Source organism: Eggerthella sp. 1_3_56FAA (assembly GCF_000185625.1).
Classification (GTDB): Bacteria; Actinomycetota; Coriobacteriia; order Coriobacteriales; family Eggerthellaceae; genus Eggerthella; species Eggerthella lenta.
In genome coordinates, this window is the sequence record NZ_GL622579.1 from 561142 (window position 1) to 583922 (window position 22781).

16 protein-coding genes and 1 riboswitch are annotated in these 22781 nt (G+C 65.5%); of the genes, 8 read left to right on the forward strand and 8 right to left on the reverse strand.

Annotated features, from left to right (window positions below; all coding sequences use genetic code 11):
• From HMPREF1023_RS02445 to HMPREF1023_RS02455, 3 genes are all read right to left on the reverse strand, one after another.
• Window positions 1-824, reverse strand: an 824-nt coding sequence (locus tag HMPREF1023_RS02445; RefSeq protein WP_009304562.1) for a THUMP domain-containing protein, incomplete at its 3' end; no start/stop codon positions are given.
• A gap of 196 nt (window positions 825-1020) precedes the next feature.
• A complete protein-coding gene (rpoD, locus tag HMPREF1023_RS02450; RefSeq protein WP_009304563.1) occupies window positions 1021-2250 on the reverse strand; it encodes an RNA polymerase sigma factor RpoD in 1230 nt (409 codons plus the stop codon).
• 166 nt (window positions 2251-2416) lie between these two features.
• Window positions 2417-5200 carry an ATP-binding protein gene (locus HMPREF1023_RS02455; RefSeq protein ID WP_009304564.1) on the reverse strand — a complete coding sequence of 928 codons (2784 nt, stop codon included), beginning with the start codon at window positions 5198-5200 and terminating at the stop codon, window positions 2417-2419.
• A 200-nt stretch (window positions 5201-5400) separates the two neighbouring features.
• Here HMPREF1023_RS02455 and HMPREF1023_RS02460 point away from each other — a divergent pair, with 200 nt between their 5' ends.
• On the forward strand, window positions 5401-6450 hold the full coding sequence (locus HMPREF1023_RS02460) for a D-alanyl-D-alanine carboxypeptidase family protein (RefSeq protein WP_009304565.1): 1050 nt from the start codon (window positions 5401-5403) through the stop codon (window positions 6448-6450).
• Window positions 6451-6482: 32 nt separating this feature from the next.
• On the opposite strand, the gene priA is transcribed toward HMPREF1023_RS02460, so the two are convergent.
• The 3 genes from priA to HMPREF1023_RS02475 all read right to left on the reverse strand — a co-directional run bounded on the left by priA (window position 6483) and on the right by HMPREF1023_RS02475 (window position 12358).
• Window positions 6483-8996, reverse strand: coding sequence for a primosomal protein N' (priA, locus tag HMPREF1023_RS02465; RefSeq protein ID WP_009304566.1), 2514 nt, complete (start codon window positions 8994-8996; stop codon window positions 6483-6485).
• Window positions 8997-9965: 969 nt separating this feature from the next.
• Window positions 9966-11231, reverse strand: coding sequence for a methionine adenosyltransferase (metK, locus tag HMPREF1023_RS02470; RefSeq protein ID WP_009304567.1), 1266 nt, complete (start codon window positions 11229-11231; stop codon window positions 9966-9968).
• A gap of 8 nt (window positions 11232-11239) precedes the next feature.
• A riboswitch (SAM riboswitch) is annotated at window positions 11240-11332 on the reverse strand.
• 327 nt (window positions 11333-11659) lie between these two features.
• Window positions 11660-12358 (reverse strand): hypothetical protein, encoded by a 699-nt coding sequence (locus HMPREF1023_RS02475; RefSeq protein WP_009304568.1) that lies wholly within the window; start codon window positions 12356-12358, stop codon window positions 11660-11662.
• A gap of 266 nt (window positions 12359-12624) precedes the next feature.
• Here HMPREF1023_RS02475 and HMPREF1023_RS02480 point away from each other — a divergent pair, with 266 nt between their 5' ends.
• The 7 genes from HMPREF1023_RS02480 to HMPREF1023_RS02510 all read left to right on the forward strand — a co-directional run bounded on the left by HMPREF1023_RS02480 (window position 12625) and on the right by HMPREF1023_RS02510 (window position 20674).
• Window positions 12625-13989 carry a glutathionylspermidine synthase family protein gene (locus tag HMPREF1023_RS02480; protein WP_009304569.1) on the forward strand — a complete coding sequence of 455 codons (1365 nt, stop codon included), beginning with the start codon at window positions 12625-12627 and terminating at the stop codon, window positions 13987-13989.
• A gap of 80 nt (window positions 13990-14069) precedes the next feature.
• Window positions 14070-14807 (forward strand): DUF1461 domain-containing protein, encoded by a 738-nt coding sequence (locus HMPREF1023_RS02485; protein ID WP_009304570.1) that lies wholly within the window; start codon window positions 14070-14072, stop codon window positions 14805-14807.
• Between the two features lie 172 nt (window positions 14808-14979).
• The gene (locus HMPREF1023_RS02490) at window positions 14980-15939 is read left to right on the forward strand and encodes a hypothetical protein (protein WP_009304571.1); all 960 of its coding nucleotides are present in this window, start codon (window positions 14980-14982) and stop codon (window positions 15937-15939) included.
• 562 nt (window positions 15940-16501) lie between these two features.
• On the forward strand, window positions 16502-17998 hold the full coding sequence (gene gltX / locus HMPREF1023_RS02495) for a glutamate--tRNA ligase (protein ID WP_009304572.1): 1497 nt from the start codon (window positions 16502-16504) through the stop codon (window positions 17996-17998).
• The gene (locus HMPREF1023_RS02500) at window positions 17991-19118 is read left to right on the forward strand and encodes a 4Fe-4S binding protein (protein ID WP_009304573.1); all 1128 of its coding nucleotides are present in this window, start codon (window positions 17991-17993) and stop codon (window positions 19116-19118) included. Before gltX ends, HMPREF1023_RS02500 begins: the two co-directional genes overlap by 8 nt.
• A gap of 22 nt (window positions 19119-19140) precedes the next feature.
• On the forward strand, window positions 19141-20262 hold the full coding sequence (locus HMPREF1023_RS02505) for a hypothetical protein (protein ID WP_009304574.1): 1122 nt from the start codon (window positions 19141-19143) through the stop codon (window positions 20260-20262).
• A 10-nt stretch (window positions 20263-20272) separates the two neighbouring features.
• Window positions 20273-20674: a PaaI family thioesterase gene (locus HMPREF1023_RS02510; protein WP_009304575.1), complete on the forward strand. Its 402-nt coding sequence runs from the start codon at window positions 20273-20275 to the stop codon at window positions 20672-20674.
• A gap of 48 nt (window positions 20675-20722) precedes the next feature.
• Here HMPREF1023_RS02510 and HMPREF1023_RS02515 read toward each other — a convergent pair whose 3' ends face one another.
• On the reverse strand, window positions 20723-22054 hold the full coding sequence (locus tag HMPREF1023_RS02515) for an MATE family efflux transporter (RefSeq protein ID WP_226843950.1): 1332 nt from the start codon (window positions 22052-22054) through the stop codon (window positions 20723-20725).
• 5 nt (window positions 22055-22059) lie between these two features.
• Window positions 22060-22515 (reverse strand): MarR family winged helix-turn-helix transcriptional regulator, encoded by a 456-nt coding sequence (locus HMPREF1023_RS02520; protein ID WP_009304577.1) that lies wholly within the window; start codon window positions 22513-22515, stop codon window positions 22060-22062.
• Between the last annotated feature and the right edge of the window lie 266 nt (window positions 22516-22781).

Consider the following 22781-nt stretch of genomic DNA (forward strand, 5'->3'; position numbering starts at 1 on the left):
GACGCGGGGCCGTCGAGCGCGCCCGGCGCCGTGGCCGACGCGAGGCCGCGTTCGAACCGCTCGTCCGCCTCGTCGATGAGCTCGTTCCAGACGTCAGGATCCGAAGGCACCCAGCCGAAGAAACCCCAGCGCTCGCGCGTAAGGCCCGGAGCCAGGTCGCACGCGGCAGATGCCGCCTCCACCACCAGGAAGCCGTCGCCGCACGCCGGATCGACCAGCGCCTCGCCGCGGCTTCCGCGGGTGCGCCAACCTGCCAGCGCCAGAAGTCCGGCCGCGAGCGCGCACGACAGCGGGGCGTCGGGACCGTCGTCGGGCGTGAGGTAGGAACGGTGGTACAACGATTCGCCCGACAGGTCGAGCGAGATCGTGGCGCGCCCCTCCCGCACGCGCACATCCACCGAAACGTCGGCATGATCGGCGTCGACGTCGGGACGTTCGCCGCGCATCTCACGCAAACGGTCGCATACGGCATCCTTCACCTTGAGCGCCGTGAACCGGGTGTTGCGCAGCTCGTCGTTCATGCCGTGCGCCTGCACGGACATGCTCGCGCCCGGAACGATGACGCCCTCCCAGGCGATGCGCCGCACGCCCTCGTACAGCAGGTTCGCATCGCCTGCGTTCACGCGCCCCACCACCACGAGGATGCGCGAAGCCAGCCGCGACCACAGGCACGCCGACAACGCATGGCGCACGTCGCAGAAAAAGGCGACGCCCCCGCCGAGGGGGCGCACGCGCTTGATGCCCAGACGCTTCAGCTCTTCGGCGAGCGGCGCCTCCAAACCGGACAGGCAGCTAGCGAACAGTTCGAGGTTTTCGTTATCCATACAGCGCAGATCCAATCTTCGCATGCCGCAGGTTGGCGTAGCAAGTCAGCGAGAAGGACCCTGGTGTTCCGAATTGGCGGGATGGAGAAGGCGAAGCGTACGTTGCGTACGCGAGTCTTCGCCATCGCGCCAAGGCGGGGCGCCGGGGTCCTTCGCAGCGTCGGCCCGTTCCGACGGCCGTCAGGCCGCCGGAACCTTAATCTTCCAGGTAGTCTTTCAGCTTGCTCGAGCGGGACGGGTGGCGCAGCTTCGCCAGCGTCTTGCTCTCGATCTGGCGGATGCGCTCGCGCGTGACGCCGAACTCGCGTCCGACCTCCTCGAGCGTGCGGGGATGGCCGTCCTCCAGGCCGAAGCGCAGGCTGATCACCTTGCGCTCGCGTTCGGCCAGGCCGTCGAGCACCTTCGACAGCTGCTCTTGCAGCATGCTGAACGAGGCGGCGTCAGGCGGCACCACGGCGGCGTCGTCCTCGATGAAGTCGCCCAGCTGGGAGTCCTCCTCCTCGCCGATAGGCGTTTCCAGCGACACGGGCTCCTGCGAGATCTTCTGGATCTCGCGCACGCGCTCGGCGGGCAGACCCATCTCCTTGCCGATCTCCTCGGGGCTGGGCTCGCGGCCGAGCTCCTGCAACAGCTGGCGCTGGATGCGCACGAGCTTGTTGATGGTCTCCACCATGTGCACGGGGATGCGGATGGTGCGGGCCTGATCGGCGATGGCGCGCGTGATGGCCTGGCGGATCCACCAGGTGGCGTACGTCGAGAACTTGAAGCCCTTCGTGTAGTCGAACTTCTCGACGGCGCGGATGAGGCCGAGGTTGCCCTCCTGGATAAGGTCGAGGAACAGCATGCCGCGTCCTACGTAGCGCTTGGCGATGGACACGACGAGACGCAGGTTCGCCTCGATAAGCTGCTGCTTCGCGTCGATGCCCACCTGCTCGATGCGGCCGAGGCGGCGCTTCTCGCGGCGTTCGAGCTCGATGCCCTCGTCTTCCGCTTTCTCAAGCTCCTCCATGGCGGCCACGCCGGCCTCGATCTTCATGGCGAGGTCGATCTCTTCGGCGGCCGTGAGCAGCGGGACCTTGCCGATCTCCTTGAGGTACATGCGGACGGGGTCGCCCGTGAGCATGGTCACGCTGGCGTCGGCATTGCGCTTGCGCACGGAGCGCACCTTGCTCTTGCCCGCCACCTTGGGCAGCTGAACCTCGACCGTCGCCTTAAGCTCCTCTTCAGGAATGCCTTCGAGCAGGTCTTCGTCGTCGCTGTCATCGGACAGGGGGCTTTCAAGCTTATCGTCGTCGAGTCCGTCGCCGGCGTCGACCACATCGGGCTCGTCGTCGAGGGCGTCTTCCTCCAGGATGTCTTCGGCTTCGATCGAGGCAACCGCCGCGTTGTTCCGCTCTTGGGCTTGCTTGCTTGAGGCTTGGGCCACGTGATCTTCCTTTCCGACCGGACTGCGCGCAGGGCATGAGTATACATACGCACCAGGCGCAAAGATACAGCCAAATAATATACCACACTTTTCCGTCATCTTGCTGACGAATATGACGCTTGCGCAGGTTTTGCGAGGCTCGCGAACTTGCGCCGCAACCGTGGGCCTACCCCTTGCGCGGCAGGTAGCTGCGCAGCGTCTCGTAGAGCTGCTGGGCATCGAAGGGCTTGGGGATGAAGCCGTCCATCCCGGCAGCGGCCGCGTCCTCGCGGTCCTCCTGGAACGTGTTGGCCGTGAGCGCGATGATAGGCACCGTGCGAGCGTCTTCCCGATCGAGCGCGCGGATCTCGATCGCCGCCTCGAGGCCGTCGAGCAACGGCATCTTCACGTCCATCAACACGAAATCGAACGCTCCCGGCTCCGAAGCGTCGAACATGTCCACGGCTTCGCGCCCGTTCGCCGCACGCCGCGCCTCGACGCCCTGCATGTCGAGCAGCGCCACGGCGATCTCGGCGTTCAGATCGTTGTCTTCGGCAAGCAGCACGCGCGTGCCCGCAAGCGATCGGTCGGCCGTTTCCGCAGGGGTCTCCTCGTCCCCCAAAGCCTCCTCGTCGGCCGTCGGCAGCTCCAGCACGAAGAAGAACTCCGAACCCTCGCCGACGCGGCTCTGCACGTCCAGCCTTCCGCCCATGAGTCGTACGAGGTTGCTGCTGATAGCCAGGCCGAGACCCGTCCCCTGCGCGTTGCGGCGATTCTCGGACGCCTGCTCGAACGACACGAAAATGCGCTCGAGATCCTCCTCGCGGATGCCCGCGCCGGTATCTTCCACGCTGAAGCGCACGCGCGCGCTTCCCTCGTCGCGTATGAGCACGACCACGCTCAGCCGGATGGCGTCCCCCGGATCGGTGAACTTGAGCGCGTTGGACAAGAGGTTCGCCAGCACCTGCTGCAGCCGCACGTCGTCGCCCACCACGACGTCGTCGGCATCGCAGCGGGTCTCGAACAGGACTCCCTTGTCCTCGGCCTGGAGAAAGAACATGCTCTGCAGACGCTCGGCCAGCGAGCGCAGGCGGAGCGGCGCCGTCTCTATGCGCATCTTGTCGTCCTCGATCTTCGACATATCGAGGATGTCGTTCACGAGCGACAGCAGGAACTGGGCCGACATGTTGATCTTCTCGAGACTCGAGCGAATGGACGGCGTGGCTTCCCCCGACAGCGACGCCACGCTCGAAAGCCCGATGATGGCGTTCATCGGCGTTCGGATCTCATGGGACATGCGCGAGAGGAAGTCGGTCTTCGCCCGACCCATCTCCTCCACCTTCTCCAGCTTCATCTCCATCATGCGGTTGCGCACCTTCGCCACCGACACCACGATGACTATAGCGCCCACGAACAGGCACAGCACGAGGCTCAACGCCACGACGAGCAAGGGGTTCTCGGAGACGAGCGCTTGAATAGTGCGCTGCTTGCCGAACGAGGGCATGCTATTGTGCGACGCGATGGTGTCCAGCTCGTCCTGCGAGAAGCTGTTCACCGCCTTGCTCATGATCGAGTACAGCTCCGTGTCCACGGGCTTGGCGAGGGCGAACGAAAGGCCCGCCTCATGATGCTCGGAGGTTGCCGGCGTGATGTTGCTGAACGAGTGGTCGATGAACAGGCCTTCCGCGAACGCGACGGGCATGCTGGTGGCGTCGGCGCGTCCGGAGTTCACCGCTTCGAGGCAGTCTTCGTAGGTACGGTAGTGCACGACCTCGGAAGCCTCCACGCCGTCGGTGCCATCACGCCCTTCGATCTGGGCGAAGACCGTTTCCCCGGAGGAAGCCAGCTTGTTGCGGAACACCACCTCGTTGAGCGACGCGAAGCTCTCGGTGATGGCGAGCTGTTGGCCGTCCGCCGCGTAGCCGTCGTCCAAGAAGCCGCCCATCATGTCCACTTCCCCCGATTTAACCAGGTCGACGGCATCTTGGTACGTACTGGCATGCACGAGGCGAAACGCGAGCCCCGTGCGCTCGGTGACCAGGTCGAGCACATCCTTCACGATGCCCTGGTACAGTCCGTCGCGCTCGTAGTACAGCGGGTAGCGGCCCTGCATGACGGCCACGCTGATCTCGCCTGCGTTGTCGATGAACGCACGGTCGGCTTCGGAGAACTTGATGGCGCATTGGCGGCGGGACGGCAGGTGCTTTGCATCGAGCTCGTTCGCGAACTCGGCATTCGCCGTGTAGATCGACGTCATCGCTGCATCCAGATCGTCCTTCAGATCGCTTCCGAACGGCATGGCTATGTAGTACGGTTCGCCGTCGAACTCGGCGGCGACCCTGCGGCCTTCGGTGACGTCCACGTCACCGCCCAGCACCACGTCGGCGGTGCCGTCGTCCAGGCATTTCGAGTAGGCATCGTAGTCGAGCGGCAGGACGATGCAGTGGATATCGTTGAAATCGAGGTAGTTTTCGAGACAGCGAATCTTCTCGGTAGCGTTCTCGAACACGCCGATGGTCTTGCCGTTGAGCGTGCGAGAGTCGAAGACGACGACATCGTCGTTCTCTTCGAGGCTGATGAGCAGGGCGTGGTTCGCACCGATGGCGAAGTTCGAATACTGGAACGAATCGACGAGCTGCTCCCGATAGTACATGCCGCCCATGAGGTCGATCTCTCCCGCAGACGTCCGTTTCATGAGACTTTGGACATCGCCGTCCACAAACTCATAGGTCCATCCGGTGTACTTGGAAACCTCCGCGAGCCAATCGTAGAGGATGCCGGAGCGCACGCCGTCGGCATCGGTCTCGCTGATGCCTTCGACCTCGGGGAACGCCACGCGCACCACTCGAACGTCCTCGGATGCATCCCGCGAACCGCCGACATCGGCCGCCGCGGGAACGACGAAGACGGTTGTTGCCATCAGCAATGCGGCCATCGCCGAGCAGACGCAACGCGCCGCTCTCTTTCCCACAGCCCATCCCTCCTTCGACACCCGCGAGAACGTCTCACGATCAGCTAGGATACCACGGTCTTGCCGAAAACCTACGATCCGACATGAACGGAGGCCCGCAAGAACCGATAAAACCGTTTTAAGCCGCTTCCCATGCGACGCTCTCCAGCGCGTATACTGTTACGCAGACGAACCCTCCGCACGCACCCGAGGAGCAGCCGATGAACGCCCGACGCCGCCATCTCCGCGCAGCCGCCTGCCTGACCCTGGTCGGCCTCCTGGCGTGCCTGCCGCTCGCGGCCGCCTTCGGTTCCGTGAACGAGGACGACATGGTGCTCCGTCTCAGCGCCGCCGAGCGCGCCTTGCCGCCCGACCGGCTTCCCGACTTCGACGCATCCTGTGCCGCGCTCATGGACGAGGACGGCACGCTGTGGTTCGGCCGCAACGCCGATGACGCCGCGCAGATCGCCTCGCTGACGAAGATCATGACCGCGATCGTGGCGGCGGACTGGCTGGACGCATCGACGATGATCGAGGTCACGCCCGAAGCCGCCAGCGTCGGCGAATCGAGCGCCGGGCTCGCGCAAGGCGACTCTATGACCTTCGACGACGCGCTGAAGGCGCTGCTCACGGCTTCGGGCAACGACGCGGCATCGGCCATCGCCCAAGCGGCCGGAGCGCGGATGCTGGCGCAGGAGGGGTCGGGCGGCGACGCGTACGCCTGCGAGGCGGCGTTCGTCGAGGCCATGAACGCGAAGGCGGCCGAGCTGGGGCTGGAGAACTCGTTCTTCGCGAACCCGCACGGCCTGGACTTCGACGCGTTCGCCCAGGGGCAGTACAGCTGCGCGGCCGACGTGGCGACGATGCTGCGCGCGGCCATGCAGATCGACCTCGTCCGAGCGAACATCGGGTTCTCGCAGGCAGACATCACGGTCCAGCGCGACGGGGCGCCCGTGACGCTGGCGCTGGAGAACACCGACGCCCTGCTGGGCAGCTACCCGGGCGCGTGCGCGGCCAAGACCGGCTACACGTTGGCCGCCGGGCCCTGCGCGGCGTCGGCCGTGAACCGCGGAGACGGGCACAAGTACTACGCCGTGGTGCTGGGGTCGTCCTCGAAGCCGCAGCGATTCGTCGATTCCGCAGCGCTGTACGACTGGGCGTACGCGAACCGATCCTCGCTGCGCGCGCCCATTGCGGACGAGGACATCGCGGGTCTGGCCTGGGGCGAGCGCGTGGCGTTCACGGTCGCCTGGTTCATGGAGGGCTGGTAGGCCGAACGTCAGCAAGCCGCGGCGCGAGCGCGCTACAGCAGATCGTCGGGATCGACGTCCACGGCCACGTTCGCATCCCTGTCGGGCTTGCGACGGCGGAAGAGGGGCAGCAGCGCATCGGACAGGTCGGCGTCAGCCGGGCACTTCACCACAATATGCCAGCGGTACGTGCCGCGCAGCTTCGCCAGCACGCACGGCGTGGCGGGCAGCACGCTCCAACCGTCGCCGCCGAAGTCGCGCACCGCCTCCTCCAGCGCCGCCTGCAGCTCGGCCGCCACGCGGCGCACGGCCGGCTCGTCCTTGCTCCACACCAGCACGTTCGCCATGCGCACGTAGGGCGGGTAGCCCAGCAGGCGGCGCTTCGGCAGCTCGTCGCGCAGGAACAGGGCGCGGTCGTAGGCGGCGGCCGCGCGGATGGCGGGAGCGTCGGCCTCGTAGGTCTGCACCAGCACGCGGCCCGGCAGCTCGGCGCGGCCCGCGCGGCCCGCCACCTGCTCCACAAGGTCGAACGTGCGCTCGGAGGCGCGGTAGTCGGGCAGCTTCAGCATGGTGTCGGCGTTGATGACGCCCACGAGCGTGACGTCCTCGAAGTCGAGGCCCTTCGCGATCATCTGCGTGCCCAGCAGCACGGCGGCGTCGGCGGCGGCGAACTCCTCGAGCAGACGCTGGTGCGCGCCCTTGCCGCTCGTGGTGTCGGCGTCCATGCGCACGATGGGCACCCCCGGGTCCACGCCGGGCATCTCGTCGAGCAGCACGCGCAGCTCGGCCTCGACCCGCTGCGTGCCCGCGCCGAACTTCTTGAGGTAGGGGCTGCCGCATTCCGGGCACACGGGCGGCGTGGGTATCCGATAGCCGCAGTGATGGCAGATCAGGAAGTTGCCGCGTTCGTGGTACGTGAGCGACGTGGAGCACGAGGGGCACTCGGGCACGAAACCGCATTCCCGGCACAGCAAGAATTTCGCGAAGCCGCGCTGGTTGAGCAGCAGCACCGCCTTGCGGCCGGCGGCCAGCTCCTCCTCGAGCGCGCGGGCCAGCGGCAGCGCGAACATCGAACGCGACCCGCCGCTGAACTCCTTCGCCATGTCCACCACCTGCACCTCGGGCAACGGTTTGCCGTTCGCGCGCTCGGGCAGGCTCACCTGATGCCATGAGGGGTTTTTCGCGCAGGCGTGCAGCGCCTCAATGGAGGGCGTGGCGCTTCCCAGCACCACGGCGGCCCCGGCGCGCCGCGCCATCCACACAGCCACGTCGCGCGCATGGTAGCGCGGCGCGCTGTCCTGCTTGTAGGAACCTTCGTGCTCCTCGTCGATGACGATGAGACCGAGGTTCGAAAGCGGCGTGAACAGCGCGCTGCGGGCGCCCACGACCACGCGCGCCGCACCCGAGCGGATGAAATCCCACTGGTCGTAGCGCTCGCCCTGGCTCATGCGCGAGTGCATGACGGCCACCAGGTCGCCGAAGCGGCCACGGAAGCGCGCCACGGTCTGCGGCGTCAGCGATATCTCGGGCACGAGCACGCACGCCGTGCGCCCGGCGGCCAGCGTCTCCTCGATGGCCTGCAGGTACACCTCGGTCTTGCCCGAGCCGGTGACGCCGTCCACGAGCACCACCTCGCCCGCGCCGCGCGAGCGCGCCGCGTCGATGGCCGCGAGCGCATCAGCCTGCCCCCGCGTCAGCGGCGGCTTGGGCGAGGGGGTGAAGGAGCCTGCGGGTTGGACTGCGCCTGCGGGCTGGAGGCTCGCAGGTTGGACGGCCGCTGGTTGGCGCAGTGAGTCAGCGAGCGTTTCCGCAGCGCTTGAGCCGGGGTCGATGACGGAAACGTGGCGCACTTCGGTGCGCGAGCCTTCGTCGACGGCCGTATATCGGGCGTTGCGGGAAGCCGCGGCGTCGGCCCGCTCCGTCGGCCGGCAGGCCGACGGAACCTGAAAGCCCCGCATGCGACGGCGGTGCTCGATGCGCACGACGCCCTGCTTCTCCAGTGCCTTGAGAGGCGACGACACCGCGCCGAACTCGGCCGTCAGCTCGGCCACGCGCAGCTCGCCGCGCTCGAGCGCGGCCGCGATGGACGCCTGCTTCACGGCGTTCTTGCGCGGCTCGAAGTCCGCGAGCGCAGGCCCCGGCACCACCCAGCGGTCGTCGACTTCCCCCACCGTCGGCTCTTCAAGACGCCAGTAGCCTCCCTGCGCGCGCACCATGCGCGGCACGCCGCCAGGCGGCGTGAACAGGCGCACGCACGACGACAACGGCGCGATGTAGCGTTCCGAGAGCCACTGCGCGCACGCAGCCCCCTCCTCGTCGAAGTACGGGCGGCTCACCGCGCGCACGATGCCCTTGAGCTTGGCAGGGTCGAGACCTGCGGGCCAATCGCCTTCGGCGCGCTCCTCGATGCCGATGACGAAGCCGACGGCCTGCCGCGGCCCGAACGGCACGAGCACGGCGCAGCCGACCTCGATCGGCTGGTCGCCCGCTTCTTCAGGGACGGCGTAGGTATACGGCGCGTCGAGCGCCTGCGTGGGTATGTCCAAGATGACGGATGCGAGTTTCATGCCCCCAGTATATCCCAACCCCGAGCTGCCGCAGGAGCCCTACCGCTCCACCGCAGGAAATCCCTTGGCATTCCGCTCGCCCCCGCATCCGAACACGCTATCCGTTGTTAAACCAGGATCGACATGCACCGCCGCACGCCGCTTTCCCTATCGGGCGGCTGGCGATCAGGCGAGACGAGCACCTGGTCGATGGCCGAAGAGGGCTTCCGAACCGCCGGCGAGAGGGACGAGCCGACCTGGGCTATGTCAATCTTGGTTTAACCGCGGAACACGCTACCGTTGACGAAAAACCATCGGATTCGGAAGTTCTTAAGCGAACCTCAAGCGCACAGAGAAAGCTCCTGTCGAATAAGGACAGGTCACCGGAAAGATCACTTTCGATATCGCGCAACGAGCTCGACCGAAACGCACGATGTCTTCCGAATTCGGCGACTTTTCGCCATTTCGAGCCCGCTCCGCTGTTAAACCAGGGTTGGAATCGGCCTTTCGCCGTCGAGCCGGGATCGGAGGGGGCCCGGCCGGGCGGCGCCGCTCCCGGCCGGGCGGCGGGCGACGGGATCCGTGGGCACGAATCGACCACCATGACAATGTTGCCTTCGGCGAACTCATATTGCGACGGTTCCGAGTTTCAGCGACCTGGGCATATGTCGAGCGCCTTCCCGGAAGCCCGGCGCGAACGGCCCGAAACGGCTCGAAACGAGCCCCGAAATTGTCACGGACATCGATTCGCGCCCACGATCCCCGCTTTCCCTGCTAACCCCGGTTCAACAGCGAAGAGCCCGGCTGGCAGCACGAAACGGCGCGCGGGAGAGAACGCGGGACAGAAACCCTTCCAGACCTACCAAGCGCATAGCCGAACGCTCACGCTTCACGCGAAGCGCCCCCCGAGGCACCGTCCCGCGCGCCGCAAAAGCAAAACCGCCCGGCGCGATCGCCGGGCGGTTCGCCACATGCTTCTACGGTTGTCGCTTACGCCAGGCCGCAGGCCTTACGCAGCTCGTCGGCCTTGTCGGTGCGCTCCCACGTGAACTCGGGAAGCTCGCGGCCGAAGTGGCCGTAGGCGGCCGTCAAGCGGTAGATGGGGCGGCGCAGGTCGAGCGCGTCGATGATGGCGCCCGGACGCAGATCGAACGTCGCGTCCACCGCGGCCATGATGTCGGCCTCGGGAACCGCGTTCGTGCCGAACGTGTCGATCATCACGCTGACCGGCTTCGCCATGCCGATGGCGTAGGCAACCTGCACCTCGCAGCGAGCGGCCAGGCCCGCGGCCACCACGTTCTTCGCCACCCAGCGCGCCGCGTAGGCCGCCGAGCGGTCCACCTTCGTGCAGTCCTTGCCGGAGAACGCGCCGCCGCCGTGGCGGCCCATGCCGCCGTAGGTGTCGACGATGATCTTGCGGCCGGTGAGGCCCGCGTCGCCCATGGGGCCGCCCACCACGAAGCGGCCGGTGGGGTTCACGTGGATCTCGGCGTCGTCGGCCAGCGCCACGCCCTCGCGCTCGAGCACCGGCTTCACCACGTTCTCGACGATCTGGGCGCGCAGCTCGTCGTGGGCGATCTCCTCGGCATGCTGCGTGGACACGACCACCTTCTCCACATGCACGGGGCGGCCGCCCTCGTAGCGCACGGACACCTGGGTCTTGCCGTCGGGGCGCAGAAGCGGCATGGTGCCGTTCTTGCGCACCTCGGTCAGGCGCTCGGCCAGGCGGTGGGCCAGATACACCGGCATCGGCATGAGCGTGGGCGTCTCGTCGCAGGCGTAGCCGAACATCATGCCCTGGTCGCCCGCGCCGACGCGCTCGTAGGGGTCGCCCTCGTCCAGGCCGTGCTGGGCCTCCCAGCTCTCGTCGACGCCCTGCGCGATGTCGGGGCTCTGGTCGTGGATGGCGTTCAGCACGCCGCAGGTGTCGCAGTCGAAGCCGTACTTCGCGCGGTCGTAGCCGATGTCGCGCAGCACCTCGCGCACGATGGCGGGCACGTCGACGTAGGCCTGCGTGCGGATCTCGCCGGTGACGATGACCATGCCGGTGGTGGCCATGGTCTCGCAGGCCACGCGCACCTGCGCGGGATCGGCGGGCTGCCCGCTGGGGGCCACGTAGCCGGCGGCCGCCAGCTCGATCTCCTTGGCCAGGATGGCGTCGAGCACCGCGTCGGATATCTGGTCGCACACCTTGTCGGGATGACCCTCGGTGACCGACTCGGACGTGAACAAATAGGTAGAGCATTCTTCGGCCATACGTTCCTCCTTCATCGCTGTAGGCCGGACCACCTTGGCGTATCCGCCAGGTTGGTGTCGGGATCACAGAGCCAACTCTCTCCCCCGACTCTTGATAAAACAGAGAACCGCGCGAAAAGCCGGAATCCCCGTGAAACCTTGCCGATGGTACCCCGAAAGGAGGATGCGCGCAATAGCGAAAGTCCCGCATGCGCGCAACCCCCACGAGCGAGCACAACGCAGCCGAAAAATGTGAAAACGCAGACGCCAAAATAAACACAAAGTGCATCCGGGCATTCGGTCTATAAACGCATTCGACTACTTCTTTGCTTCACATCATGTCGAAGAACACCTTTGCCGATGCATGCAAATAGTATTCGGAATGCCACGAAACAAACTCCGCTTCTTGATTGGCGCGTATTCCGAAATTCAAAGCCCAATCGTGTGCATCAAAACCGCTTTTCAATAATCGAAACGAACAGCGAACCAAAGTCGGTAACAAAGTAAGCATCACCACTGCTAATAGCGAGAGTCCCGTTACCCTTGTCATCAAACTGCGTTGATCTTCTATCAACCAATCCCAATCCAGCCAGCCTCGGCAACCTCTCCCAATTCTTTTTGTCCGTCGGGAGAAAACGATTAAGCGAAAAATACCGTTGCGATTTCAACATTTCATAATCACCGGGAAGGATGCGGTCAATGATGTTTGCGTACATTCTAAAATCGTCCCATCCTAAATGACGGTTTATATAGCCAGCATACAACCTGGCCAAGAATACCGCCTTCTCTGATTCAGCGAATCTATCGAGGATAATGATCAAGTATTCGATCTCTTTGTCTCGATCTCCTGAACTAAAGTATTGTTTATATCTGTCCTGGAACTCGGGAGAATCATCAACAGTGTTGAGTTCGTCAAGAAATATCGCAAAGTTTTTAAGATGATGGCGCTCTCTAACCGATTTTCCAATCCTGTAGACGGAAGCAACCGTTGCGAGAATGGGAATATCTTTCAGAAACCCTTCTTCGAAGATCGAATCCAATCCGACCTCGGCAATGCCCGATAAAGAAGACAGCGCTTCTTCGTTGATTGATTTGGACAAAGATAACGAAAGTGTGGTTTCGCTGCCTCGGGGCTCATCCTCCCTCATAAGCTACCCCTTCCTTCGATTGGACGCTTTTGCAGTTTCAAAGCCAATTTTATCAACATCCAGACACTTCGATTCTGTTTCTTCAAGTCCCATGATCACCCCAAAGCACCGCCCTTCTCAACATTCCGCCTCCTCGCCGTTCATATGGCGATACGGCAACTTCCCCGATCGCGGCGCGCGGCTCGTGGTAGACTTTTTGGTTGAAATCCAGCCTCCGCCCCGAGCACGTCCCGCCGCTTCGGGAGCGGCGTCCCGAAAGGATCGCCATGCCAACCAACGCCGACTACACGCGCGAGTACTTCCAGATCATGGACGCGCTCGGCGGCGACGTCGCCGGACGTCGCGCCGCCTACGACTACATGCAGAGCTCCACGGCCATCGTGCACCACCGCGTGGTAGCGTGCTCGTTCATCCCCCGCCTGTTCAATAGAAAAACCTACGACACGATGAAAGAGACGGCGGAAACCGCGCACCGCATCCTCGTCAAGGTCATCGAGCGCTACCTGGCCGACCCCGAGTACCGGCGCGCCTTCGACTTCGACCCGCGTCTGGAAGAGCTCATCCTGCTGCCGCGCGGCTACGACTCGGTGCTGCCGTTCGCCCGCGTGGACACGTTCCTGGACGAGGACGACTACCGGGTGAAGTTCTGCGAGTTCAACGCCGACGGCTCGTCGGGCATGAACGAGAACCGCGAGATCACCACGTCGGTGGCGCAGTCAGAAACGTTCAAGGAGTTCGCGAGCCGCCACCGGGTGGAGGGCTGCGAGCTGTTCGAGTCGTGGGTGCAGGCGTTCTTGGACATCTACGCCACCTACGCCCGCCGCGTGGAGAACCCGCGCATCGCCATCTGCGACTACCTGGAGAACGGCGTGGTGGACGAGTTCCACATCTACGCCGATCTGTTCCGCCAGCGCGGCGTCGAGTGCGTGGTGGCCGACGTGCGCGAGCTTTCCTTCGACGGCGAGGCGCTGCACGACAAGGACGGCCAGCGCATCGACGCCATCTGGCGGCGCTGCGTCACCAACGACGTCATCGACCACTGGGACGACTCCCAGGAGCTTCTCAACGCGGTGCGCGCCGAGAAGGTGGCGCTCATCGGCAGCTTCGCCGGGCACATCGTGCACGACAAGCAGATATTCAAGGTGCTGTTCGACGAGCGAACCCTGGAGTTCCTGGACGGCGACGAGATCTCGCTCATCGAGGAGACCGTGCCGATGACGGCGTTTCTGGACGACGACTACATCAACGTGCCGCAGATCCGCGCGAACAAGGACGAGTGGATCATCAAGCCCACCGACCACTACGGCGCCGACGACGTGTACGCTGGCTGCTACGTGTCGCAAGAGGAATGGGAGGGCCTCATCGACAAGTTCGCGAACGGCCGCGCAGGCTTCCCGTTCATCGTGCAGCGCTACATCCACCCCTTCAAGACCGAGACGCTGCCGCCGGACACGGGCATCGACCAGCTGGCCGACGACGAGGTGTCCGACGCCCCGAAGCTGTACAACAACCTGAACGGACTGTACCTGTACGACGGCGTGTTCCAGGGCGTGTTCAGCCGCCTGGGGCCGCTGCCCACGATCTCGAAGGACATGCAGGGCATGACCGCCGCCACGATCTGGGTGGACTAGGAACTTCGGCGCCGGCGGGGCGGGGGCGCCCTGCCGGCGCAGCATGCCGCGGGAGCGTCGCAAGAAGAGAGAGACGAGAGATGACCGATCTGATGAACAAGCTCGCCGCCGTGGTGGCCGCCGCATCGCTGGCGATCACGCTCGTAGCGGCCGGGTTCGCCGCATGCGCGGCGTTCCCGCAGACCACCGAGATGCTGGCCGGGGCATTCTCCGGCAACGGCAACCCGGGCACGCCGTTCTCGCACGACGAGCTGGTGCAGGCCGCCGTCGCCACGCGCGACTACACCGTAGGGTCGAACGACCGCGAGGCCGTGTTCTCCATGCTGCACGCCATCAACGAGAGCGCGGGCACCCCCTACGCCGAAGCAAGCCCGGACGAGCTGGCCGCCGCGCCCGAGGAGTACACGCTGCCGGCCGACGCCCTGTCGCACCTCGACGACGTGTACCACGTCGTGGCGGGCGCGCGCATCGGGCTCATCGTCGTCGCGCTCGTGGCCGTAGCCGCCTGCGCGCACATGGCCGTCCGCGTGGGGCGCCGTGCGCTCGGCGGCGTGGCTCAGGCGGCGGGCATCGCGGTCGTCGCGGTGTTCGCGCTTCTGGCCGCATGGGTGGTCGTGGACTTCAACGGCTTCTTCGCCGCCTTCCACTCGCTGTTCTTCGCGAACGGCACGTGGACGTTCTCCTACGACTCGCTGCTCATCACCATGTACCCGCCCGAGTTCTGGATAGGGATGGGGGCGGTGTGGCTCGCTGCGACGGGCTTGCTGTCCATCGCATCCATCGTCGTCGGCGCCTTGCTGCGCCGCAAACGGGCGTAGGGCGCCCCTCCCACCTGCGAAACCGCGCAGAACCGACGCGGATCTAGCGGAAATGCTACGCGGATCTAGCCAAAACCCAGCGCGTTTCCAGCGCCAAAATCGGTATATTTTTAGTATTTGAACTGGTAAGATGTCATTCGTTTCCCAGTAGGCCCCACCGGGAAGGAGCGACATGACCTTGTACCTTGCCGATGCGTCGGCCGTCGAATACTGGAGGAGAGCCGATCCGAGCGCGAAGACCCGTGCGAGGGCGGCCACGCCGTTCGGACAGGATCGCGAGACGCCTCCGTTCAGCGCCTCGGACCTCGCAGCCCTCGAGGAGGCGGGGGTCGGATGGCTCTCCGAGCCAATCCACCTCCTCGTGCCCGATGCGTCGTCGCGCCGTCGATGCAAGAGGACGAAGCTCCACGTGTGCTCGCATCGATTACCGGAGCGATCCTTCGTCAAGCTGTCGCGCCACGTGATGGTCGCCTCGCCCGAGCTCACCTGCCTGTCGATCGCGCCGTCGACGCCGTTCCCCTTGCTCGTCGAATTCCTGTACGAGCTCTGCGGACGATACCGCCTGCCCGACGGCCGAGGAGGCGACGCCACCGAGTTGCCACCCGCAACGACCGTCGCCGGCATCGAGCGCTTCGCCGACAAGGCTCGAGGAGTGCGCGGAGCCGCCGACGTGAAGCGGGCCTTGCGCTACGCGTGCGACAACTCGCTGTCGCCGATGGAGACCGACATCGCGGAAACCATGGTATTCGATCCGCGCATGGGAGGCTTCGGCCTGGAGAAACCGCAGCTGAACCCGCGTTTCGAAGTGACGAGGAAAAACCGCCGTGCGCTGCCGCAATCGGCGTACCTTCCCGATCTGTTTTGGCCCCGCGCGAACATCTCCGTGGAATACGACAGCGACAAGCACCATCGAGGCGACCGAAAGGCCTCCGAGGACGCCATCCGGCGCAACGGCATCGAGCACCTGGGCACGCGGGTCGTGACCCTCACTTGGGGACAAGCTCGAAACTACTACGAATTCGAACGCGTCGCGCTGCTGGTGGCCAGCGCCCTGGGCAAGAAGTTCGGACCGGGCTGGGACGCATGGGCAAACCGTCGCATCGAGCTCCACCGCTTACTGGTGCAGCGATAGGCGAAGCGAGCGCTATGAAAGGCAACCGCCTCCGCCCCTCTCCCCAGCACCCCTTGCGCAGCGCACGGAAACCGAAACGGGGACAAGTCCTTGAGTTGTGCGCGCTCGCGTCATCGAAAAGGGCCGAAAAACACCATGTGCCCGACTTATGCGCACCTCTCAGGGCGCCGAAAAGGAAAAAGTATGACTTGGTTAATTTCTGACCTGCGGTTTTCTCTGGCGTAAGATCGCACCACCTCCCACAAGGGGCGTTTTCCCAAAGCAGAGGTGCACATAAGTCCGGCACATGGGAGAAAACGCGGTTTTTCGCGGCAGGGGCCAATCGGGCAGCTCCTCCGCCACCCGGAATGCGGGATTCCGGCCCGACACGACCGAGGCCCGACGCGCCCACATTGAAGCGCGCGCCAATACGCCGCGATCGCGCCGGTCGAGCATTTTGATGAGGATGCGGCGCGCGCGGTTTGCGGCTTGAGCCAGGTTGTCTATACTGGCATTCACCCCCGAAACCCTGTTTCGAGGGCTTGAAACGAGAAATCATCCAATCTGGAGGATCACCGCAACCATGACTGACGAGAACAAGAAAGTCCGCGTGCGCTTCGCACCTTCCCCCACCGGCCGCCTGCATGTGGGCGGCGCACGAACGGCCATCTACAACTGGGCGTTCGCGCGCGCCATGGGCGGCGACTTCATCCTGCGCATCGAAGACACCGACCCCGAGCGTTCCACCGAGGAGAACGTGCAGGTCATCCTCAACGCAATGAAGTGGCTGGGGCTCGATTGGGACGAAGGCCCCGAGGTGGGGGGAGCCGCCGGACCCTACTTCCAAACGCAACGCACGGACACCTACGCCGCGGCGCTCGAGCAGATGAAGCAGCGCGGCAGCGTGTATCCCTGCTTCTGCACGAAGGACGAGCTTGACGCCAAGCGCGCCGCAGCTGAAGCGAACGAGGGCGGCTACGCGGGCTACGACCGCACCTGCCGCGACCTCGATCCCGCCGAGGCGGCCAGGCGCATCGAGGCGGGCGAGCCGCACGTGTGGCGCCTGCGCGTGCCCGCCGAGCGCGGGGCCATCGAATTCGACGATGCCGTGTACGGCCACGTCAGCTTCCCGGCCGAGGTGATGGACGACATGATCGTCGTGCGCACCGACGGCTCTCCCACCTACAACTTCGCCGTGGTGTGCGACGACGCGAACATGGGCGTCACGCACGTCATCCGCGGCGACGACCACCTGTCCAACACCCCCCGCCAGATCCTCATCTACGAAGCGCTCGGGTTCGACGTGCCCACCTTCGCCCACCTGTCCATGATCCTGGGCCCCGACGGCAAGAAGCTGTCGAAGCGCCACGGCGCGGCCAGCGTGGAGGAGTTCTGCGAGCGCGGCTACCTGCCCGACGCCATGGTGAACTTCCTGGCGCTTCTGGGCTGGTCGCTGGACGGCGAAACGACGCTCATCGACCGCAAAACCCTATGCGAGCGCTTCAGCCTCGACCGCGTCACGAAAAAGGACGCCGTGTTCGACGAGACGAAGCTCGATTGGATGAACGGCCAGTACATCAAGGAAATGGGAGCGAACGCCTGGGTGCAGGCATCGCTGCCGTGGCTGCAGGAAATCGGCGCCACGCCCGAGGACGTCGAAGCGCGCCCGGACTTCTACCTGGGGCTCTACCCCCTCGTGGCCGAGCGCCTTACGCGCCTCGACGATGCCGCCGGCAAGCTGGCCTTCATGTTCTGGGGCCCCGAGGTGCGCGAGCTCGACGAGAAGAGCGTCAACAAGGTGCTGAAGAAGGAGGGCGCGCGCGCCGACGAGGCCTTGCGCGCCTGCCGCGGCGTGCTGGCCGACGAGGGCGTGGCCTGGGAGGCCGAAGCGCTGCAGGAAGCGTGCCGTGCCGAGGGCGAGCGCTTGGAGCTCAAGCCGAAGCTGCTGTTCCAGCCGTTGCGCGTGGCGGTGTGCGGCAACATGGTGTCGCCGCCTTTGTTCGAGAGCATCGAGCTGCTGTCCCGCGAAGACGTGCTGGCTCGCATCGACTACGTGACGAAAGAGGTGTTCGGTGGCTGACGCCCCTGACAACATGCCCGAGCAGGCCGACGGCTCCTCCGCCGATACGGAGGGCCGTCCCAACCAGATCGTCGTGCTGCGCGACTACTGCACCCGCGTGCGCGGCGCCGACTGCAGCCGCTGCGCGCTGGCCTGCCCGCACGACGCGATCGGCTTCGCTGAGGACGGCCGCCCGACCATCGACACGGACGCCTGCACGCGCTGCGGTATCTGCTTAGGCATCTGCGACGCGTTCTCGTCCTCGCGCGTCACGATGATCGACGTGCACGCGCGCATCCGCCGCATCGCGCTGCGCGGCGAGGACGTGGTGCTCACCTGCAAGGAAAACGTCTTTCCCGGTCTGGAGCCCGCCGCCAACGTGGTGGTGCTGCCGTGCCTGGCATGCCTGTCGCCCGAGTTCTGGACGCTCGTGCTGACGGAGAACATCCCGGTGCGCATCGCGGCCGACCTCGCCTACTGCGCCGACTGCGAGCGGGCGGGCGAAATGGGCGAGATGCTGTACGCCCACGCCGTGGAGACAGCCGAGGAGTGGAGCGGGGCGAAGGTAGGCTACCTCGACGAGATCCCCGAGAAGGAGAACCTGGTCCGCGACCTGGCGAACCCCGAGGGCGTCGACCGCCGCAGCGCGTTCACGAACCTCGTGAGCGACGTGGGAGACATCGCGTCGGGCAAGCGCCGCCTGCGCAACTCCGACGTGCTGCAGCAGTTCTACGAGCGCAAGGAGCGCGCACGAGCCCGAGCGCGCCTCAACCTCGTGGACGGCGTGCAATTCAACGACTTCGTTCCGCAGGGCCGCACGAAGCACGTCATGTGGCCGAAGCGCCAGCTGCTGCTCGAGGCCATCGACCGCAACCCGGATATCGCGGCGCGCGTGCCCGTGGTGCTGTCCGAAACGGATCGCAGCCGCTGCACGAACTCGCTGGACTGCGTCGCCGCGTGCCCCACGGGCGCGCGCTTCCCCAGCCCCGAGAACGGCGAGCTGTCCTTCGACGCGCGCTACTGCATCGGATGCGGCCTGTGCGTGGACGCGTGCCCGCAGCAGGCGATCGAGCTCGTCGAAGCCACCGCGGCCGTATTCCTCCCCGACGAAGACGAGAACCCGGAACCCCCGATCGATTAGCCCTCGAGGCAAGGAGCATCGCATGACCGCACCCGAGCAACCCGCCGACGAACGCGACGACCGGAACGAGCCCGGCGGCCTCGACGGCCGGCAGAACCCGCCCGCTGCCCCGACGGGCGGCGCTCCCGTGCCCCCTCCGCTGCCGGGGAATGCGTACGCTCCTCAGCAGCCGCAACCTCAACAGCCCTCCTACGGCATGCCCCATCCTCCGTATGGCCAGCCCGCGCAGCCGCCGTACGGAGGCCAAGCCCCGCAGCAACCTTACGGCCAACAGCCGTACGGCGCCGCGCCCCAGCCCCCGTACGGCTACCCGGCGCAACCGCCCTACCCCGCCGCGCCCGCGCAGCCGAAGAAGAGGGTGTGGCCGTGGGTGCTCTCGGGCTGCCTGCTCGTTTTCCTGCTGGGCATCGGCGGATGCGTGGGCTGCGTGTCGTGCGCCGTCATGCTGGACGACCGCTACGGCAGCCCGTACGAATACGGAGGTTCCTACCCCTTCGATGATTACGGCTACAGCTTCCCCTTCGACGGTTTCGACGGCAGCTCCGGCGGCAACTCGAACGGCTCGGAGTACCACACCTACGAGGCCATCAAGGAAGCCGCCGGCGACCTGCCGAGCGAAATCGCGGACGGTAAGTGCTCCTCGGGCGTGTACCGCGTGGGCGCAGGCCAGGACATCGAAGCGGGCCGCTACTTCTTCGAGGGCAGCATGGACGAGGAAGGCTACTTCACCGTGTTCGCGAGCAACGGTTCGTCGGGCGGCTACGACGTGAAATCGGTTTTCACGTATTTCGGCAACTATTTCGCCGACCTCGAGGAAGGCGACCTCGTCGTGTTCATGGGCGCGGGCGACGACCGCATGTACCCGGCCGACCAGGCCGATTTCAAACCCGAAGCGCCTTACAAGAGCGGGCTGTACCATGTGGGCACCGACATTCCGGCGGGCACCTACGCCATCACGGTGCAGGACGAGGCGGCGGCCGTTGCCGACCAGGACAGTGCGGCCTACGTCATGAACAGCCTCGACTTCGACGGCGATACCATCATCGACACGAAGTACGTCCTGAAAGGCGGCACCCAGACGGTCACGGTGAAGGACGGCGAATGGCTGGAGCTGTTCGCCGCCGTCGCCACGCCGGCGGAATAGGAGGCGCGCGATGCTTTCCGACGATCCCACGCTCGAGGAGATCGAGGCAGTGTTCGCGAACGACCGCTTCGCCACCGAGGCGGCGGGCTGCCGCGTCGTGTCGGGCGAGCACGGGCGCGCCGTGTGCTCGATGGAACTGGCCGACGTGCACCGCAACGCGATGGGCAACGTCATGGGCGGAGCCATCTTCACGCTGGCCGACTTCGCGCTGGCGATATGCTGCAACATCGGCGAAGAGCCCACCGTGTCGGTGGACTCTTCCATCAGCTTCTTCCGCTCCACGCAGGGCGCGGCGCTCACCGCCACGGCCGTCTGCGACAAGCCGGGCCGCCATCTGGGATTCTACACCGTCACGGTCGAGGACGACCTCGGCAAGCAGATCGCGAAGATGACCGCCACCTGCTATCGCTAACCGCGGCTCCTCGCGCTTCCGCGAGATAGGGGGACGGACAGGCGAACCCTACGCGTAGCCGTAGGGTTTGCGCAGGTACACCAGGAAGAACGTCGTCAGCACGAGCGCGCACGCCTCCGCCACGATGATGGCGCTCCACACCCCGTCGATGCCCCACACGATGGGCAGCAGCATGACCGTGGACGTTTCGAACACGAGCGTGCGCATGAAGCTGATGAGCGCCGATACCTTGCCGTTGTTGAGCGCCGTGAAGAACGCCGAGCCGTATATGTTGAACCCGCACACGAGGAACGCCACCGCGTAGATGCGGAACCCGTGCAGCGTCATGGCGGCGAGCTCCGGATCGTAGCCCACGAACACGCTCACCAGCGGCGCCGCCAGCAGCTGCGAGGCGGCGAACATTACAGCGCCTGTGGTTCCCACCAGTATGAAGCTCTTGCGGAACAGCCCTTTGAGCTCGGTCCGGTTCTGCGCGCCGTAGTGATAGCTCACCACCGGCCCTGTTCCCATGGAGAAGCCGAAGAACACCGCCGTGAAGATGAAGTTCACGTACATGATCACGCCGTACGCCGCCACGCCGTCGGCGCCGGCCAGCATCATGAGCTGGTAGTTGTACAGCATGCTCACCACCGACGCGGCCACCTCGGTCATCAGCTCCGACGAACCGTTGACGCAGGCCGCCCCCAGCGCGCGGAAGTCCACCGCCGGGCGCATGAAGCGAAGGCGGCTCGTCTTGCTGCGCGCGAAGAACGCAACCGATACCGCGGCGGCAAGCGCCTGGCCCGCCGCGGTCGCAACTGCGGCGCCCGCTATCCCCCAGCCCAAAACGGCGATGAACAGATAGTCCAGCACGATGTTCGTCACACCCGCTGCGACCGTCACCGCGAAGCCCACCTGCGGCTTCTCCGCCGCGATGAAGAAGCTCAGAAACACGTTCTGCACGATGAACAGGGGCAATGCCACCAGCAGGATGCGCCCGTACAGAAGGCCCTGCTCCAAAAGGCCGCCTTGGGCGCCCAGAAGGAGCAGCACCGGTTCGAGCGCTGCGGCGCCTACCGCGATCAAGACGGCGCCCGCCACCGCCGCCGCGATCGTTATGAACGAGAACAGGCGGTTCGCCCGCTCGGCATCGCCTTCGCCCATCGTCTTCGCCACCAGGGCGGCGCCGCCCGTGCCCAGCATGAATCCGATGGAGCCCAGCGCCATGGCCAGCGGGAACACGAGGTTCACGGCCGCCAGCGCCTCCTTGCCGGCGAAATTCGACACGAACAGGCCGTCCACCACGCTGTAGATGGACGTGAATATCATCATGGCGATGGAGGGCAGTGCGAAGCGCACGAGGCGCCCGTAGGTGAAATGGTCGGATAGCTTGATGGCCACGACGATCACCGTCCGTCCGGGTACGGCAGAGCTTCCACCTGCTCGCGCAGGAGCTCAAGATGCAGATGGGTCAGCCGCAGCAGCTCTTCGCTGTCTCGCGAGCCCATCGCAACGAACGCGGCCGTCTCGGCTTCCGCCACCGGCCGGACGCGCTCCTCCACCAACGCGCGACCAGCCTCGGTAAGGTGCAGGTGCGTGCCGCGCCCCTGCTCCACCCGAAGCTCCACGAAGCCCGTGCGCTCGAGCTTATGCACCGACGAGTTCACCGTCTGCTTGGTCAGGCCCGACGCCACGCACACGTCCCGCTGCAGACAGCCGTCGCCCAAATCGTCGAGCCAGTACAGGATACCGAAAGCGCTGTCGGACAGTCCCATCTTCACGGCTATGTCGTGGTACAGCTCGTTCTCGAGCCTGAACAGGTTGTTGTATTTCCGATTCGCACGGTCGTTGCGCGTATCCATGTCTCGCTTCGCTCCTTAACGAGTCTGATTTCGTACTCGAGAAAGTATAAGTACGATATCAGACTCGTAAAGAGGGTTCACGAAACCATCATGCGCTCGCAGTCGTAGGCTGCCGGCTTTTCTAGGCGAGCGAAGCGCAACGGCCTGTCATCCTGAGCGGAGCGACCGCAGGGAGCGCAGTCGAAGGATCGCGCGCGGCGCCAACCGTGAGACTTCCAGCTATCGCCGCACGGGATCCTTCGACTTCGGCGCTGCGCGCCTACGCT

Bases quoted from the DNA above. Each gene is read 5' to 3' on its own strand.
- metK (WP_009304567.1), bottom strand. From the start codon at position 11,231: ATGGCCGAAGAATGCTCTACCTATTTGTTCACGTCCGAGTCGGTCACC.
- HMPREF1023_RS02505 (WP_009304574.1), top strand. From the start codon at position 19,141: ATGACCGCACCCGAGCAACCCGCCGACGAACGCGACGACCGGAACGAG.
- HMPREF1023_RS02510 (WP_009304575.1), top strand. From the start codon at position 20,273: ATGCTTTCCGACGATCCCACGCTCGAGGAGATCGAGGCAGTGTTCGCG.
- HMPREF1023_RS02490 (WP_009304571.1), top strand. From the start codon at position 14,980: ATGACCTTGTACCTTGCCGATGCGTCGGCCGTCGAATACTGGAGGAGA.
- gltX (WP_009304572.1), top strand. From the start codon at position 16,502: ATGACTGACGAGAACAAGAAAGTCCGCGTGCGCTTCGCACCTTCCCCC.
- HMPREF1023_RS02475 (WP_009304568.1), bottom strand. From the start codon at position 12,358: ATGAGGGAGGATGAGCCCCGAGGCAGCGAAACCACACTTTCGTTATCT.
- HMPREF1023_RS02460 (WP_009304565.1), top strand. From the start codon at position 5,401: ATGAACGCCCGACGCCGCCATCTCCGCGCAGCCGCCTGCCTGACCCTG.
- HMPREF1023_RS02485 (WP_009304570.1), top strand. From the start codon at position 14,070: ATGACCGATCTGATGAACAAGCTCGCCGCCGTGGTGGCCGCCGCATCG.
- HMPREF1023_RS02520 (WP_009304577.1), bottom strand. From the start codon at position 22,515: ATGGATACGCGCAACGACCGTGCGAATCGGAAATACAACAACCTGTTC.
- HMPREF1023_RS02480 (WP_009304569.1), top strand. From the start codon at position 12,625: ATGCCAACCAACGCCGACTACACGCGCGAGTACTTCCAGATCATGGAC.
- priA (WP_009304566.1), bottom strand. From the start codon at position 8,996: ATGAAACTCGCATCCGTCATCTTGGACATACCCACGCAGGCGCTCGAC.